Here is a 14,642-nt window from a genome sequence, read left to right as displayed (position 1 = left end):
GGTTACCCTGACGGCGATGAATTCCTTACACACCGAGCGGTCACCGCTCCACGTCATCGTCGCCGGCGGTGGGATCGCCGGCCTCTGCCTCGCCCAGGCACTGCGTGCCTCGGGCCTGAGCGTCCACGTCCACGAACGCGACGAGTCCCCCGAGATCCGGGGGCAGGGTTACCGGCTGGGCATCAAGGAGACCGGAGCCCGGGCCCTGCGCGAGTGCCTGCCCGCCGACCTCCACCGGCTGTGCCGGGCCGCCGCCATCCGCACGGCCACCCACATGATCTTCACGGACGAGCGGCTCCGCCCGAAGTTCCAGCGGCCCATCCCACCCGCGCCGGACGGCGAGGACGCCCCGTTCGGGGTGAACCGGCTGACCCTCAGGGAGATCCTGCTGACCGGCCTGGAGGACGTCGTCCGGTTCGGCTCGGCGCTCGACCACTACGAGCCGCTGCCCGACGGCCGCGTCCGGGCCGTGTTCGCCGACGGCTCGCACGCCGTGGGCGACCTGCTCGTCGGCGCCGACGGCACCCGTTCGGCGGTGCGGCGGCAGCTCGTCCCGGACGCCGTGGTCGACGAGCTCGACTGGGCCGTGTGGGGCCGCACCCCGATCACCGCCGCGCTGCTGGACCGCGTCCCGCCGGAGCTGGTCGACAGCTTCAACCGGGTCATCGCGCCGGACGGCACCGCCTTCTCCGTGGCCACCTGCCGCACCGCCGAGCCCCCGTCACGGGCGGCCGCGCGCCTGGCGCCCCGCGCCCGGCTGACCGACCTTCCGGGCTACTTCTCCTGGATGGTCGCCACCCCCGCCGGCGGTGAACGCCCGTCCGCGCCGGAGGAGCTGCACCGGCTGGCCGCCCGCACGGTGGAGAGCTGGCATCCGGCGCCCGGCGAGATCGTCGCCGCCGCCGACGTGCCCGGCACGTTCGGCGTCCCGATCACCTCGGCCCGCCCCGTCAAGCCCTGGGACGAGCCGGCGGTGACCCTGCTCGGCGACGCGATCCACACCATGTCGCCGGGCCGCGGCGACGGCGCCAACGTGGCGCTCCAGCACGCGGCGCTGCTGGCGCGGCTGCTGGCCGGGCGCTCCTCCCTGGCGGAGGCCAAGCGGGAGTACGAGACGCGGATGCTCCGCGACGGCTTCGCCGCCGTCGAGCTCTCCCGCCGGGCCCCGTTCGTCCCCTCCCGCACGACCCGCTGACAAACGCCCTGCTCGCCGGTCAGGTCAGGTCCGCCCAAGGGGCGGGCGGGGCCGCGGCGAAGAAGTGCAGCAGGCCCAGGATGCGGCTGGCCGGCGGGGCGGTCCAGTGGCGCTCGCCGGGCCGCGGCTGCGGAGCCGCGAGCCGGCCCAGCGCCCAGGTGAGATGCAGCCACAACACCCGCGCCTCCCACGCGGGCGCGGGCGCGTGGGCCTCCTGCCGGTAGCCGTCGAGCAGGGCGGGCACGCAGGTCAGCGGCATCTTCGCGAAGTCGACGGCGGGGTCGGAGCGGGCGGCGTCACCCCAGTCGACGATCCCGCTCAGCCGCGTCGTGCCGGGGGAGACGAGCAGGTTCTGCGGGGCGACGTCGCCGTGCACCAGCACCGGGGACGGGCTCGCCGGCAGGTGCGGTGACAGCCGGTCGAACCAGCCGGTGAGCCGGCGGGCCGTCCCGGCGTCGATCCACCCCTCCGCGAGCAGCCGGCCCGTGAGCTCCCACGGATCTCCCGTGTCGTCCTCCGTGGGAACGCCGGCGGGCACCGAGGCCGACCCGTGAAGCTTGCCCAGCTCGCGGCCCACCTCCCGGCAGAGCCCGGCGGCGTCGCCCTCGGAAAGGCCGAGCCGGGCGAGATCCGCTCCGGGCGCCCGGGTGAGCACCATATAAGGGACGTCCACCTCGGAGCAGGAGTCGTCGAACGCGACCACCTCGGGCGTGCGCACGCCGGCACGCAGCGCCACCGGGATGACCGCGGCCTCCTTGACCAGGTCGGGCAGGAACTCGGCGGCCCGGGGGACGCGCAGCACCAGATCGTCGCCGAGCAGGAACACGTGGTTGGCCACCCCCGGCGGCAACGGCCGCACCCGGCCGGCAGCGACGCCGTGCCGCCGGGCGATCGCGGACAGCGCCGCGTCGCTCGGCTCGTATCCCGCGTTGATCGCCATCCGCGCCATGCTGCCACGGCCGCCCGGCCGCCGTCGCGCCCTTTTCCGGGCGCGTCATGTTTCCCGGACAGCATAAAATCGGCGCACCGCCATTTCGGGCGCCTTCGACAATTAACGGATCCGGCGACGGGCCCTGCCCGGCACTGCCGGGCGGGGCCCAAAAAGCCGCACAATCAGGAGACCTGGGTCAGCCTCGAGTCGGCTTCGGTGGCGGCGGCGGGGCATTCACCACGCCATTGGACGCGGGCGATGTTGATGGACAGGCCCGTCGCCACGTTGTAGCGGCCCTCGGCCCACCCGTAGTGGAAGCAGCCGAAGTAATAGCCGGAGGGGCCGTAGAGGTCGACGTGGTCGAGGCCCGGCGCCGCGAAGCCGTTGTTGAACAGGGATCGCACGCCGTTGCAGGTGAAAGCCCCGCTGACGGCGGTCTGGCAGATCTTGTCGACCCCGTTCTGGCTGCCGTAGAAGCAGACGTACCCTCCCGGGCACTCCCACGCGGCGGCGGTCGCGGTCGTGGCGGTGGCCGGCCCGGACAGGCCCGTCATCGCGAGCACGGCCACAGCCATGATCATTAACAGTTTGCGCACGATTCTCCCCGTTTCTGTGCTGACAAACTTTCCCCACAGCAGGAAAACACGCGACCGACTATTCATGGAAGTGATGAACGGGAAACGGTGAATTCCGCATCGTGCCCGCCCGATGCCGCCATTCCCGACCCGGCAATTGCCGGGTCAGGAAGTCGTCGGATCGACCGTGAAGTAGGGGGAGACCTCCAGCTCGTCCGCCGCCCGCAGCAGCGTGTGCGTGAGCTTGCCGTCGAACGCCACGACGCGCACCTCGGAGTCGGTGCCGTTGTCGTTCTCCCAGCAGTACAGATGCGACTCGTCGTACCAGCCGAGCACCTTGTCGCAGTCGGAGGTGAACCTGTGGACCTGCTGGCCGGTGGCCGCGTCCCAGAGGCAGTGCTCGCCGCCGCCGTCACTGGCCGGGCAGTTCGTCACGAACGTCCGGCCCGAGGGCGAGAACAGGTCCACCGTGCCGGACGCCGGCCGGCCCACCCCCGGCAGGTCCCGCGTGTGCTTGCCGGAGGCGTCGAAGAAGCGCAGCCCCTCGTCGTCGCGGTGCACGGCGACCACGCCGCGCTCGTCGCCGTCCCAGCCGAAGTTGCCGTCGCGGACGCTCTCGTCGGCCACCCGCACCACCCGCACCCGCGCCTGGGGCACGTCCACGATGGCGAAGCCGAGCGTGGTCCACACCGTCTCGCCCCGCTTGTCCTCGCTCTTCCTGTCGAGGTTGAGCAGGATCCGGGTGCCGTCCTTCGACCAGGCGCGCAGGCTCGTGTCCAGCGGCTTGCGCACGGTCTTGACGCGGAAGCTGGAGCCGTCGCGCCGGTCGGTGATGAGGATCGAGTCGTAGCCGTCGGAGGTGTAGTCCTCCGGCCGGCCCGCCAGGAGGTGGCCGTCGGGGGAGACCAGCGAATCCACGTTGTCCGGATACTTGTCGAACGTGCCGCGCAGCGAGCTCCTGGCGTAGTCCGCGTCCTCGTCGAGCTTCTTGTCGTACACCTCGTACGCGGTGAGCGTGATCGGGTCGGACGGCCGTTCGTACAGGGTGATCGCGCCGCCGGGCAAGGCCAGCGCCGAGGGCGTGGGCGGGGCCGCCGCACGCGACGGCGTGGCCGGCGCGGCGCCCGGCTGCCGCAGCCAGCCGGGCACGGCCAGCCCCGTCACCAGGACGACCGTGGTGACCAGGGCCGCGGCGGCGACGAGGACCGCCACGCGCGGCGACCTGGAGCGACCGCCCCGCGACGCCCCCCGAGCGCCGCCACGTGCGTCGTCCTTGAAACCGCTCTGAAGGCCGCTCGGAAAGCCGCTCGGAAGGCTGCTCTGGAAGCCGCTCTGCAGGCCGCTTCGAGAGCCGATGCGGGCGCCGTGCCCCGGGGCGTCCTGGGTGCTGTCCTGGGTGGCGTCGCGGAAGGCGGGGCGGGCGGCCTGGCGGGCGCCTTCGGCGAGCGGGTCGGCGCCGGGTGCCGGGTTGCGCAGCAGGCAGGCGATCACGTCCATGGCAGACGGCCGGCTCGCCGGGTCCTTGGCCAGGCACCGCAGCACCAGCTCGCCGAGCTGCCCGTCGAGCGCGCCCAGGTCGGGCCGCGCGTTCAGCACCCGGCTCAGCACGGCGTGCGCCCCGTCGAGGCCGAACGGCGCCCGCCCGCAGGAGGCGAACACCATCGTGCCGGCCCAGGCGAACACGTCCGCCGCGGGCCCGACGCCCCGCCCCATGACCTGCTCGGGAGCCATGTACGCGGGCGTCCCGATCTGCGTGCTGCTGGTCAGGGTGGCCGGGTCGAGCTCGCGGGCGATGCCGAAGTCGATGACGCGCGGCCCGGTGGCGCCGATGATGACGTTGCCGGGCTTGAAGTCGCGGTGCACGACGCCGGCCTGGTGGACGGCGGCGAGCGCGGTGGCGGTGCCGACGGCCAGCCGCTCCAGGTCCCCGCCGGCGAGCGGCCCGTCCTGCCGGACGACGCGCTCCAGGGAGCGGCCCTCGACGTACTCGCTGACGATGTACGGCCGCCCCTGCTCGACCCCGGTGCTCAGCACGGCCGCGGTGCAGAACGGCGCCACCCGCTGGGCGACCTCGGCCTCCCGCAGGAAGCGCTCGAAGCCGTCGTCGCCCGACGGGCGCAGCCATTTGACGGCCACGCGCACGTCCATGGGGGTGCGGGCGAGGTAGACGACGCCCTGCCCGCCCTCACCGAGCCTGCCGAGCAGTTCCAGGCCGCCCAACTCCTCTGGGTCACCGGGCAGCAGCGGCGTGAAGTCGGCCATGGATCATTGTGGGGCCAACCGGTGGACCTCACACAAGGGGGTCAGGTCGTGCGGGAGGGAAAGCGCCCGGCGGGGTCAGGTCGGGCGCGAGGGGGAGTGTTGGGCGGCGAGCCGGCCGCGGGTGTCGACGGCCGGCGCGAGGAAGACGGCGGAGACGACGAAGGCGAGCACCACCAGCATGGCGGTGCGCAGCCCCCAGTGGTCGCCGAGGAAGCCGAGCCCGGGCGGCCCGACGAGGAAGGCGAGGTAGGCGATGGTGGCGACGAGGCTGACGCGGGCGGTCTCGTCCGGGCCGGTCTCGCCGGCCGCCGACAGCGCGACGGGGAAGCCCAGCGCCGCGCCGAGCCCCCAGAAGAGCACGGCGGCCCCGGCCAGCACGGCGTTGTCCGAGAAGATGACGAGGAGCAGCCCGATCGCGCCGGAGACGGCGCTGGCGCGGACGACGGCGGTGCGGCCGAAGCGGTCGAGGAAGTAGGCGCCGCCGAACCGGCCGATGGTCATGGCGGCGGCGAAGCCGGTGTAGACGAGGGAGCCGGCGGTGGCGTCGAGGCCGTGCCCGTCCACCATGAGCAGCGGCAGCCAGTCGTTGGCGGCGCCTTCGGCCAGCGCCATCGCCAGGACGACGGCGCCGATGAGGACGAGCCGGGTGTCCTTCCACACCTTCGGCCGCGCGGAGCCGGACCGGGTCTCGCCGGGCGTGCCGAGGCCGGTGCCCGCCGGGATGGCGCGGATGGCGTACAGGAGCATGGCGGCCGCGATCAGGGTGACGGCGGCCAGGTGCCAGTGCACCGGCAGGCGGGCGGCGGTGGCCGCGATGCCGGCGCAGGAGCCGGCCACGGTGCCCAGGCTGAAGCAGCCGTGCAGGATGGGCATGGTCGTCTTGCCAGTGAGGCGTTCGACGTCGGTGGCGTCGACGTTGATCGCCACCTCGCCGCCGCCCATGCCCAGGCCGAACGCGAACAGGCCCGCCATGACCAGCGGCGCCGACGCCAGGAGGCTGCCGGCGCTGATGACGCCCAGGCCGGCGACGATCAGCGCGGTCCCGACGCCCATGACGGGCCTGGTCCCGAAGCGGGAGACGAGGCGCCCGGAGCACAGCACCCCGATCATGGAGCCGAGCGACAGGCCGAACAGGATCAGCCCCATCTGCGCGGTGGACGCCTCCAGGCCGTCACGGAGGTCGGGGGTGCGGGTCACCCACGACGACATCGCGATCCCGGGGAGGAGGAAGAACAGGAACAGCGCCTGCCGGCGCCGGCGCGTGGCGAGGTCCATGCAGCAAGATCTCCGGGATTCGCGTGAAGGGGTCGCGTCAAGAGGTCGCGTCAAGGGGGATATCGGCGCCTATAGGTGATGGACGCGATCATATCGGGATAAAGCCTCACTCAGGCAGACTCGTACGTCCAGCCGGAAACCACCGACGACGACACCGACACCTCGCCACCCGAGCGCGTCACCGTGAACCGCGCGGGCACGCCCGTGGCGGGATCGGTGACGGTCACGGTCGTCTCGCCGTCAGGACCCGGATAGACCAGCAGCGTCAGGCCGTCCAGATAGTCGTAGTCCGGCCGGTCGTCCCTGCCGCCCACGGGCAGGACGGCGCCCTCGCGCACGTAGATCGGCATCGAGGTGAACCCGTGCCGCTCGGTACGCCACCGCCCGCCCTCGACCCGCTCGCCCGTCAGGTAGTTCGTCCACGTGCCGGCCGGCAGGTAGAGCTCCACCGTCCCGTCGGGGGTGAAGACCGGCGCGACGAGCAGATCGGGGCCGAGCAGGTACTGCGTGTCGAGATGGGCGGCGTTCCGGTCGCCGGGGAACTCCATCGCCATCGGCCGCAGCACCGGCGTCCCCGTCTCGTGCGCCTCGATGCCCGCCTGGTACAGGTACGGCATCAGGCGCAGCTTCAGCTTCGTGAACAGCCGGGTCACCTCGACGGCCTCCTCGTCGAACGCCCACGGCACCCGGTACGACGACGAGCCGTGCAGCCGCGAGTGCGACGACATCAGCCCGAACGCCACCCAGCGCTTGAAGACGCCCGGGTCCGGCGTGCCCTCGAAGCCGCCGATGTCGTGGCTCCAGAACGAGAACCCGGAGAACGCCAGCGACAGGCCGCCGCGCAGCGTCTCCGCCATCGACTCGTACGTCGATCCGGTGTCGCCGCCCCAGTGCACCGGCATGCGCTGCCCGCCCGCCGTCGCCGACCGCGCGAACAGCACCGCCTCGCCCCGTCCGCGCCGCTCCTCCAGCACCTCGAACACGGCCTGGTTGTAGAGCTGCGTGTAGAGGTTGTGCATGCGCTCGGGCGCGGAGCCGTCGGCGTAGACCACGTCGAGCGGGATCCGCTCGCCGAAGTCCGTCTTGAACGTGTCCACCCCCTGGTCGAGCAGCACCCGCAGCTTCGACTGGAACCACTCGACCGCGCCGGGATGGGTGAAGTCCACCAGCCCCATGCCGGCCTGCCACAGGTCCCACTGCCACACCGACCCGTCCGGCCGCCTCAGCAGGAACCCCCGCTCGGCGGCCTCGTCGAACAGCGGCGAGCGCTGCGCGATGTACGGGTTGATCCACACGCAGACCCGCAGCCCCTTGTCGTGCAGCCGGGCCAGCATGCCCTCCGGGTCGGGGAAGACGCGCGGGTCCCACTGGAAGTCGCACCAGTGGAACTCGCGCATCCAGAAGCAGTCGAAGTGGAAGACCGACAGCGGCAGGTCGCGCTCGGCCATCCCGTCGATGAACGAGGTCACCGTCCGCTCGTCGTAGTCCGTGGTGAACGACGTCGACAGCCACAGCCCGTACGACCAGGCGGGCAGGCGGGCGGGCCGGCCGGTGAGCGCGGTGTAACGTTCCAGGATCTGCTTGGGGGACGGCCCGTAGATGACGAGGTACTCCAGGCTCTCGCCCGTCACGGAGAACTGCACCCGCTGCACCGCCTCCGACCCCACCTCGTACGAGACGTGCCCCGGATGGTCGACGAAGACGCCGTAACCCCGGTTGGTGAGGTAGAACGGCACGTTCTTGTACGCCTGCTCCGAGGAGGTGCCGCCGTCGGCGTTCCAGATCTCGACCGTCTGGCCGTTCTTGACCAGCGGGCCGAACCGCTCCCCGAGCCCGTAGACGACCTCGCCCACGCCGAGGGAGAGCTGCTGCGCGAGGTGGGCGGACGGCCCCGTCCGGGGTTGCCGACGGGGCCGGGGTCGGTCTGCGCGCCGGCGGCCAGCCGGAAGTAGCCGATGGACTTGTGGCCGCTCGACGTGAGCGGGCGGCCGTCCGCGTGGAAGGACAGGTTCCAGGGGGCGCCCGGCGCGATGGTCGCGCTGAGCGCGCCGCTGGTGAGCGTGGCACCGCCCGTTTCATCCGTTTTGACGATGCCCTGGCCGTCCTCGGCGCCCACGAGGTCGAAGCCGCGCCCGCCGCCCGCGTGGTGCTCCACGCGGACGCGGACCACGTTCTCCAGCGGGGAGGACAGGCGCAGCGAGAGCACCGGGCGGTTGAGCGTGTCGCCCCGGCGCCGGATGACGGCGGTGGGCGCGGTGACGGTGATCGTGTCCGGCCCGGCCTGGACGTCGTACGCCTCGGCCGCGTACAGCGCGGTGACGCCGGGGCGCAGCTGCCAGAGGCCGTCGGTGAACTTCATCGGCCGGTCATCCCTTCAGTCCGCCGGCCAGCAGGTCGGCGCGCCAGAACCGCTGCAGCACCAGGACGAGGGCGATCAGCGGGATGACGGACACCGCCGAGCCCATGATGACCAGCGGGTACAGGTCGCTGTCGCCCGCGCCCTTGCCCAGGAACGTGTACAGGCCCAGCGTGATCGGATACTTGTCCTGGTCGGAGAGCATGATGAAGGGCAGCAGGAAGTTGTTCCAGATGCCCACGAACTGCAGCAGGAACACCGTCACCAGGCCCTGCGCCATCATCGGCAGCACGATCGTGCCGAAGATGCGCAGCTCGCCCGCCCCGTCCAGGCGGGCCGCCTCCAGCGTGCTCTCCGGGATGGCGGCGTTGGCGAAGACCCGGCACAGGAAGATGCCGAACGGGTTGATGATCACCGGCAGCAGCACCGACCAGTGCGTCCCGGCCAGGCCGACGCTCGCCAGCAGCAGGTACTGCGGCACGGCCAGCACGATGCCGGGCACCAGCACCCCGGCCAGGATCACCGAGAACAGCACCTCGCGCCCGCGGAAGCGGAACTTGGCCAGGGCGTACCCGGCCATGGCGGAGACGAGGGTGGACAGGATCGCGCCGAGGCCGGCGTACAGGAGCGAGTTGAGCCCCCACCGCCAGAACTGGCCGCCGCCGTACGCGCTCAGGTTCGCCAGGTTGTCGAACAGGCCGCTGCCGGGCGCGAAGGAGAACGTGGTGAACAGCTCGCGCGGCGTCTTCGACGCCGCGATGACCACCCACGCCACGGGGGTCAGGCAGTACAGGGCGCCGAGCAGCAGCACCGTGAACGGCAGCCGCGGCCGGCGGCGGGCCCGGGGACGGCGGCGGCGGAACTGGCGGTCGCCGGTGGTGCCGGTGGTGGTAACGACGGTCATGCGTTGTCTCCGAAGGTCCGGCGCTGGAAGAAGCGCAGCAGGAGCAGCGACAGGACGAGGATGCCCAGCGCCAGCACCACGGAGGCGGCCGCGGCCCCGCCGAGGTTGTCGTTCGAGAACGCCTCCTGGTAGATCTTCATCAGCGGCACCCACGACGAGCTGATCGTGGTCGTCATCGGCCGCAGCGTGGCCGGCTCGCTGTAGAGCTGCAGGGTGCCGATCACCGAGAACAACCCGGTGAGCACCAGCGCGGGCGCCACCAGCGGGATCTTGATGCGCCAGGCGATCTGCAGCTCGCTCGCCCCGTCGATGCGGGCCGCCTCGTACACGGAGGTGGGGATGGCCCGCAACGACGTGAAGATGATGATCATGTTGAAGCCGACGCCCGACCACAGCGCGATGTTGGCCAGCGAGAAGTACAGGGCGGGGAAGCCGAAGAAGTCCAGCGGGCCGGCGCCGAGCTGCCGGGCCAGGTACGTGATCGGGCTCGTGCTGGGCAGGTAGAGGAAGCCCCACAGGAGGCTGGCGATCACGCCGGGCACCGCGTACGGCAGGAAGATCGCCGTCCTGGCGAAGCCGCGCGCCCGCACCCGCGGGGTGTCGAGCAGCAACGCGAACAGCAACGCCAGGCCCAGCACGGTCGGGATGGAGATCAGGCCGTACAGCAGCACCCGGCCGAGCCCCGCGACGTACTCGGGGTCGCTCAGCGCGGTGGTGTAGTTGTCCAGCCCGACGAAGGCCTGCACGCGCCGCCCGAACGCGCCGCCGCCCTCGACGCGGAAGCCGCGGAAGCTCAGGTAGATCGCATAACCGATCGGGATGACCAGGAAGAGGGTGAACAGCACGATGGCCGGCGAGGCGAACAGCCATGGGGTGGAGGCCGCACGCAAGCGGGTGCGCCGGCCTGCGGAGGTGGCGGGCATGAGACGTCCAGAGGGTGGGTTCGAGCCGAACGCGGCTACTGGGTGACGGTGTAGCCGGACTGGCTACTGTGTGACGGTGTAGCCGGACTTCTGCAGGTCGGCGACGACCGCCTGCTGCGTGGCCTGGTACACCGCGCGGAAGGAGCTCTTGTCGAGCGCGGCCTTGTTCAGCGCGTCGCCGAAGGCGGTCTGGGCGACGTTCACGTTCGGCCCCCAAGTCACCGGGATCGTGGTGTTCTTGATCACCTGGTCGGTGACCTGGTAGAAGTCCTTCTGCTGCGGCATCAGCTTCGGCGGCTCGTGCGTCAGCGTGGCCTGGCGGCCGGCGTTCGCGCCGGGGAACAGGTCGAGGCCGAGCAGCAGCTTGGAGCCCTCGTCGGAGGCGCCCAGCCAGGCGGCGAAGGCCGCCGCCTCCTTGGCGTGCTTCGACTTGGCCGGCACCAGGTACGTCGACCCGCCCAGGAACGGCACGGCGGCCTGCCCCTTCGTCCACTGCGGCAGCGGCGCGGACTCCCACTTGCCGGCGGTGTCCGGCGCCACCGAGTAGATCACGCTCGGCGCCCAGGCCGCGGCCGCCCAGCTCAGGATCTTGCCGTTGTTGACCTGCGCGTTCCACTCCGGCGTGAGCAGCGGCTCGACCTTGACCAGGTCGCGCTGCACGAGGTCCTGCCAGAAGTCGGCGGTCTTCAGCGACGCCTCGCTGCCGATCCCGACCTTCCAGGCGCTGCCGTCGGTGCTCCACCACTGCGCCCCGGCCTGCGCGGCGTGCGCGGCGAAGAACTCGAGCTGGTTGGCGGCGAAGCTGGCGATGTACGCGTCGGGGTCCTTCTTGTGGATCTGCTCGGCGGCCTTCGCGTACTCCTCCCACGTCGTGGGGACCTGCACGCCGAACTTGTCGAACAGGTCCTTGCGGTAGGTGAGCACCATCGGGCCGATGTCCTGCGGCACCCCGTACACCTGGTTGTTGAACGTGGTCTGCGCCCAGATGTTCGCATCGACGTTCGCCTTGACGCCGGCCACGTCGGCGGTGATGTCCTTGGCCGCGCCGGCCACCACCAGGGCGGGCAGGCCGCGGTACTCGATCTGCACCACGTCGGGCGTGTCACCGGCCTGGTCGGCGGCCAGCAGCTTCGAGGCGGTCTCCGTGGTGCCGCCCACCTCCGACAGCTTCACCGTCACGTTCGGGTTGAGCTGGTGGTACTTGTCCACGATCGCCTTGGCCGCCGGGTCGCTGCCCTTGAGGCTCCAGGTCCAGAACTCCAGCGTGACCGGCCCGGCGGCGCTCGCCGTCCCCGAGGAGGGGGCGGGGCTGCCGTCGGACGAGCAGGCGGCCAGCGACGCCGTCAGGGCGACCGCCAGGGCGGCGCCGAGCAGCGTGCGGCGGCGGCCGGCCCTGCGGAGAGGCTGGGGGAGGGTCGGTGGGGTCATGGCGGGCTCCTGGCGAGGTGGTGCGTTCCGCGGCGGGATGCCGGGGTCGTGCGTGAGGTTCTAACCTGATGTTAACGTTGTCATGCTGTCAAGCCCCTTCTCGTAACACGACTCCTCTCGCCTCCTTTTCCGCCTTGTCACGCCACCCGGAGCCCACCCCCGTGCGAACGTTCCGCAACCCCGTCCTGCCCGGCTGCCACCCGGACCCGTCGATCTGCCGGGTCGGCGCCGACTTCTACCTGGTCACCTCGTCGTTCGCGTACTACCCCGGCCTGCCCCTGTTCCACAGCCGTGACCTGGTGCGATGGCGCCGGCTCACGCACGTGCTGAACCGGCCCGGCCAGCTCCCGCTCCAGGGCCTGGACGTCTCCGACGGCGTGTGGGCCCCCACCATCCGCCACCACGACGGGACGTTCTACGTCGTCTCCACCGTCGCGGTGAACCGGCAGGGCAGCATCACCTTCGTCGTCACCGCCACCGACCCCGCCGGCCCCTGGTCGGACCCCGTGCCGCTGGAGGCCGAAGGCATCGACCCGTCGCTGTTCTTCGACGACGACGGCCGCTGCTGGTTCACCGCCTGCCGCGACGCCGCCCCCGGCGGCAGGGGGCCCGGCGAGCTGTGGATGCGCGAGCTCGACCTGGAGCGGCTCAAGCTCGTCGGCCCCACCCACGTGCTCTGGCACGGAGCCGTGCGCGGGGCCTGGGTGGAGGCGCCCCGCCTGTACAAACGCGACGGCGTCTACCACCTGCTCGCCGCCGAGGGCGGCACCGAACGCAACCACAGCGTCACCGCCGCCCGCGCCGCCACGGTCACCGGCCCGTACGTCACCGACCCGCGCAGCCCGCTGCTGACCCACCGGCACCGCGGCCCCGCCGAGCCCGTCCACAACGTCGGCCACGCCGACCTGGTGGACACCCCCGACGGCGAGACGTGGGCCGTCACCCTCGCGGTCCGCCCCATCGACGGCACGCACACGCTGGGCCGCGAGGTCTTCCTGGTGCCCGTCACCTGGACCGAGCACGGTCCCGTCTTCGCCCCGGAGACCGGCGGCGTGCGGCTCACCGAACGCCTCCCCCGGCTCGCCGCCCCTTTCGTGGAGGAGGCAGCAAGGGGCCGTACGAACTTCGACGGGGCCGTCCCCGGCCTGGAATGGAGCAGCCTGCGCGGCCCCGTCACCCACCTCATCAGGCCCGCCGCCGACGGCCGCGGCCTGGAGATCGACGCGGCACCGGAGCCGCTCACCACCACTGGGGTGCCCGCCTTCATCGCCCGGCGCCAGCAACACGTCCGCTGCCACGCCACGACCAGCCTCACCTTCCCGGCGGCGCACCCCGCCGAGGAGGCCGGCCTGGCCGTCTTCCAGAATCAGGCCCACCACGCCACCCTCGCCCTCACGGTGGACGAGGAGGGGCACCCGCAGGTGGCACTGACGATCCGGGAGGTAGGCACGACCACCCGCCTGGCCACCACGCCCCTCCCGCCCGGCAAGACACACCTGTCCGTCGAGTCGGACGAATCCCGCTACCTCTTCCGCGCCCGCCCCGCCGGCACCGCCGACTGGACCGAGGTGGGCACCGTCGAACGCTCCTTCTTCAGCACCGAACGCGCGGGCGGCTTCGTCGGCGTCCACCTCGGCCTCTACGCCACCGCCAACGGCCGCCCGAGCACGGCACGAGCCACCGTCCGCCGGTTCGACTACGAACCGGGGCTAGGGGAGTGAGCGGGGCGGGGCGGTGCTGCGGCGGACGATCAGCTCGGTCGGGATCCGCTCGGACGTGGCCGGCTCCCCGCGCATCATCCGCAGCAGCTGCTCGATGGATCGTTCGCCCAGTGCGACGAAGTCCTGCCGCACGGTCGTGAGCGCGGGCACCAGGTACGCCGCACCCGCGATGTCGTCGAACCCGACCAGCGACACGTCCTGCGGCACCTTCACCCCCAGCTCGGCGAAGGCCGCCAGCACGCCCATGGCCATCTGGTCGTTGCCCGCGAAGATCGCGGTCGGCCGGTCGTGCCCCTCGCGCGTGGTCAGGTAGTGGGCCAGCCGGTAGCCGCTGTTGCCGGTGAAGTCGCCCTCCAGCAGCTCGCCGCGCGCCTCGGGCGTCTCCGCCAGCCCGGCCCGCCAGCCCTCGACCCGGGCGCGCGCGTCGAACGTGCGCAGGGAGCCGGTCAGGTGCACGATGTGCCGATGCCCCAGCTCCACCAGGTGCCGGACGGCCAGTCGCGCGCCGAGCTCCTGGTCCAGCTCGACGAAGCCGAGGTCGGGGTTGGGCACGTTGCCCGACATGATCACGGTCATCGGCACGCCGGTGACGACGCCGGTCAGCGCGTCGACGACCATGGGGCGGTCGGCGATGACGGCGATGGCCTCCACCGCCTGGTCGGTGAGCCGCTGCAGGGTCTCCGTCAGGTCGAGGGTGGTGCCGCCCTGCCAGCTCGCCAGGTTCACCCAGTAGCCGGCGCGCTGCGCGGCGCTCTCCACGCCGTGCAGGATGCGGGACAGCTCGTACAGCTCGGTGCCGGCGAGCACCAGGCCGATCGTGGAGGAGCGGCGGCTCTTGAGCGCGCGGGCGACGCTGTTGCGGCGGTAGCCGAGCTTCTCGATGGCGGCCTCGACGCGCGCGCGGGTCTCCGGGCGCACGGAAGGATGGTTGTTGAGGACGCGGGACACGGTGACGTGCGACACGCCGGCTTCGCGCGCCACGTCCACCATGCCTGGTGCCCGGTTCATGTCCTCCGCTTCCTCGTCATCAGGGACATTCCCGCTCGCCTGCGCCTCAGCCCCACGTCATGAC

The 14,642-nt window shown here is 72.1% G+C and carries 11 protein-coding genes; 2 read left to right on the top strand and 9 right to left on the bottom strand.

What is annotated here, in order from left to right; genetic code table 11:
* The first annotated feature begins 16 nt into the window (after positions 1–16).
* A complete protein-coding gene (locus KIS93_RS12250) occupies positions 17–1,195 on the top strand; it encodes an FAD-dependent oxidoreductase (protein WP_080040175.1) in 1,179 nt (392 codons plus the stop codon).
* Between the two features lie 19 nt (positions 1,196–1,214).
* On the opposite strand, the gene KIS93_RS12245 is transcribed toward KIS93_RS12250, so the two are convergent.
* The 8 genes from KIS93_RS12245 to KIS93_RS12210 form a co-directional block, all read right to left on the bottom strand.
* Positions 1,215–2,135: a phosphotransferase family protein gene (locus tag KIS93_RS12245; RefSeq protein ID WP_186404125.1), complete on the bottom strand. Its 921-nt coding sequence runs from the start codon at positions 2,133–2,135 to the stop codon at positions 1,215–1,217.
* 173 nt (positions 2,136–2,308) lie between these two features.
* Positions 2,309–2,722 carry a peptidase inhibitor family I36 protein gene (locus KIS93_RS12240; RefSeq protein WP_186404124.1) on the bottom strand — a complete coding sequence of 138 codons (414 nt, stop codon included), beginning with the start codon at positions 2,720–2,722 and terminating at the stop codon, positions 2,309–2,311.
* Positions 2,723–2,866: 144 nt separating this feature from the next.
* Positions 2,867–4,963: a serine/threonine-protein kinase gene (locus tag KIS93_RS12235; protein ID WP_080040172.1), complete on the bottom strand. Its 2,097-nt coding sequence runs from the start codon at positions 4,961–4,963 to the stop codon at positions 2,867–2,869.
* 75 nt (positions 4,964–5,038) lie between these two features.
* Positions 5,039–6,238: an MFS transporter gene (locus KIS93_RS12230; RefSeq protein WP_080040171.1), complete on the bottom strand. Its 1,200-nt coding sequence runs from the start codon at positions 6,236–6,238 to the stop codon at positions 5,039–5,041.
* A gap of 110 nt (positions 6,239–6,348) precedes the next feature.
* Positions 6,349–8,091: an alpha-xylosidase gene (yicI, locus tag KIS93_RS12225; protein WP_246005260.1), complete on the bottom strand. Its 1,743-nt coding sequence runs from the start codon at positions 8,089–8,091 to the stop codon at positions 6,349–6,351.
* A 513-nt stretch (positions 8,092–8,604) separates the two neighbouring features.
* Positions 8,605–9,498 (bottom strand): carbohydrate ABC transporter permease, encoded by an 894-nt coding sequence (locus tag KIS93_RS12220; protein ID WP_080040169.1) that lies wholly within the window; start codon positions 9,496–9,498, stop codon positions 8,605–8,607.
* Complete coding sequence (locus tag KIS93_RS12215; protein ID WP_080040168.1) at positions 9,495–10,421, bottom strand: carbohydrate ABC transporter permease; 927 nt, start codon at positions 10,419–10,421, stop codon at positions 9,495–9,497. Before KIS93_RS12215 ends, KIS93_RS12220 begins: the two co-directional genes overlap by 4 nt.
* Positions 10,422–10,484: 63 nt before the next feature.
* Positions 10,485–11,849 (bottom strand): ABC transporter substrate-binding protein, encoded by a 1,365-nt coding sequence (locus KIS93_RS12210; RefSeq protein WP_080040167.1) that lies wholly within the window; start codon positions 11,847–11,849, stop codon positions 10,485–10,487.
* Between the two features lie 161 nt (positions 11,850–12,010).
* Between KIS93_RS12210 and KIS93_RS12205 the strand changes: the two genes are divergently transcribed.
* On the top strand, positions 12,011–13,570 hold the full coding sequence (locus KIS93_RS12205; protein WP_080040166.1) for a glycoside hydrolase family 43 protein: 1,560 nt from the start codon (positions 12,011–12,013) through the stop codon (positions 13,568–13,570).
* Here the strand turns inward: KIS93_RS12205 and KIS93_RS12200 are convergent.
* Positions 13,559–14,578 (bottom strand): LacI family DNA-binding transcriptional regulator, encoded by a 1,020-nt coding sequence (locus KIS93_RS12200; RefSeq protein WP_080040165.1) that lies wholly within the window; start codon positions 14,576–14,578, stop codon positions 13,559–13,561. The two genes, KIS93_RS12205 and KIS93_RS12200, sit on opposite strands and share 12 nt — an antisense overlap.
* Positions 14,579–14,642 lie beyond the last annotated feature (64 nt).

The sequence above is a fragment of the [Actinomadura] parvosata subsp. kistnae genome (genome assembly GCF_900323885.1).
In the GTDB taxonomy this organism is placed as follows: domain Bacteria; phylum Actinomycetota; class Actinomycetes; order Streptosporangiales; family Streptosporangiaceae; genus Nonomuraea; species Nonomuraea composti.
The sequence above is the reverse complement of the archived record's forward strand: the minus strand, read 5'-3'. Positions and strand labels throughout refer to the sequence as shown.

What these genes read in the sequence shown, in the direction of transcription:
- KIS93_RS12250 (WP_080040175.1), top strand. Translation starts at nt 17, where the DNA reads ATGAATTCCTTACACACCGAGCGGTCACCGCTCCACGTCATCGTCGCC.
- KIS93_RS12245 (WP_186404125.1), bottom strand. Translation starts at nt 2,135, where the DNA reads ATGGCGATCAACGCGGGATACGAGCCGAGCGACGCGGCGCTGTCCGCG.
- KIS93_RS12235 (WP_080040172.1), bottom strand. Translation starts at nt 4,963, where the DNA reads ATGGCCGACTTCACGCCGCTGCTGCCCGGTGACCCAGAGGAGTTGGGC.
- KIS93_RS12230 (WP_080040171.1), bottom strand. Translation starts at nt 6,238, where the DNA reads ATGGACCTCGCCACGCGCCGGCGCCGGCAGGCGCTGTTCCTGTTCTTC.
- KIS93_RS12220 (WP_080040169.1), bottom strand. Translation starts at nt 9,498, where the DNA reads ATGACCGTCGTTACCACCACCGGCACCACCGGCGACCGCCAGTTCCGC.
- KIS93_RS12215 (WP_080040168.1), bottom strand. Translation starts at nt 10,421, where the DNA reads ATGCCCGCCACCTCCGCAGGCCGGCGCACCCGCTTGCGTGCGGCCTCC.
- KIS93_RS12210 (WP_080040167.1), bottom strand. Translation starts at nt 11,849, where the DNA reads ATGACCCCACCGACCCTCCCCCAGCCTCTCCGCAGGGCCGGCCGCCGC.
- KIS93_RS12200 (WP_080040165.1), bottom strand. Translation starts at nt 14,578, where the DNA reads ATGAACCGGGCACCAGGCATGGTGGACGTGGCGCGCGAAGCCGGCGTG.